Origin of the sequence: Methylobacterium sp. WL18, assembly GCF_008040015.1 — a bacterium.
Classification (GTDB): domain Bacteria; phylum Pseudomonadota; class Alphaproteobacteria; order Rhizobiales; family Beijerinckiaceae; genus Methylobacterium; species Methylobacterium mesophilicum.
The window spans coordinates 1-1,334 of sequence record NZ_VRVD01000944.1 but is presented as its reverse complement, the minus strand read 5'-3'; the positions used below and the strand labels follow the sequence as shown (position 1 = coordinate 1,334).

Below are 1,334 nucleotides of genomic sequence, written 5' to 3'. Positions count from 1 at the left end.
GCGTTGTGTCGTTGGCTCTGAGATGTGTATAAGTGACAGGCCTTCCGGCGGCCCCGGATCGCGCGCGCCGCCGGCCCGCTTCACGATCTCGTAGAGGCCCAGCATCGCTAGGGCGACCATGAACGGCACGACGTAGTAGCAGCCCCGGAACAGCAGCAGCGAGGTCAGCACCTCGTTGCGCGGCAGGCTCGACAGGGCGAGCAACACGGTGGCTTCGAACACCCCGATGCCCCCGGGGGCGTTGGAGGCGATGCCCAGCATCGCGGCCAGCACGTAGATCGCCAGGAAGGTGGTGAAGCCCAGCGTCATCCCCTGGGGCAGCAGGACGTAGAGCACCGCCGCCGCCGCGCAGACGTCGCCGATCCCGACGATCATCTGGCCGATCGACACCGAGGCGCCCGGCAGCTCCAGCCGCCACTGCTTGACCGTGATGCTGCGCTTCTTGGCCGAGACCCAGGCGAGGTAGCCCAGCACCAGGCCGAGGGCCACGAGGCCGACGCCCTGGTTGATCCGGATCGACGTGAAGGCGAGCCCGGCGAGCTGCCCGGCCTCGATGATCAGGCTCAGGCCCAGCACCACGCCCATGCCGAGCCAGAAGGTGAAGCCCGCGATGACCGTGAGCGCGGCGATCTTGGCCGTGGACAGGCCCTGCCGGGCGTAGATCCAGTAGCGGATCGTGCCGGCGGTCAGCAGCGGGAAGCCGAGGGTGAAGCTCACCGCGTAGCTGGTGAACGAGGCGAGCGCGGTGATCCGGTACGGCACCTTGATCCGCAGCTGGCGCAGGGCCAGCGCGTCGTAGCCCGTCAGGAACAGGTAGCTGATCCCGACGAACAGGAAGGCCAGGCCGAGCTGCTCGCCGGTGGCCGCCGCCACCGCCGCCCGCACCTCCGCCCAGCTCACGCTCTGGACGAGCTTCCACAGCACGCCCAGCGAGACCGCGAACAGCACGATGCTGGCGGCCGTGCCGATCCAGGCATACCGGCCGGTCCAACTCTTGCGCGGCTTGTCCGCGACAGCGTCGTGCTTGACCGGCTCGACCGGCTCCGCCGGTCCCCGGTGCTGTCCCTGAAAGTTCATGCCGTTCGGCGTCCGCCCTTCCGGCTGCGCGGCCCGGCCGAAGGCCTGCGCCCGTACCGGATGATCCCGGACCGCGGCCCGTTGCCTCGCCATGTAGGCCGAACCGGCGCCCAAGGCCAGGGAAGGCCGGGATCCGATGGGGATCCGATCCTCAGCGCGGGGCGCGGCACAGGATCGCCGCGGCCTCCGACAGGCCCCGCCGGATCCGCGCCGGCACCTCCGGGGCGGTGCAGACATAGGTCGGGCTCGGGTGGGGG

At 70.5% G+C, this 1,334-nt stretch carries 1 protein-coding gene and 1 pseudogene; both read right to left on the bottom strand.

What is annotated here, in order from left to right; translation table 11 throughout:
• Positions 1-1,077 (bottom strand): lysylphosphatidylglycerol synthase domain-containing protein (locus tag FV228_RS29945; RefSeq protein WP_246694083.1); only part of this gene is annotated, 1,077 nt, incomplete at its 3' end.
• Positions 1,078-1,228: 151 nt separating this feature from the next.
• Positions 1,229-1,334, bottom strand: a pseudogene (locus FV228_RS34585) (uracil-DNA glycosylase); the annotation flags it as partial.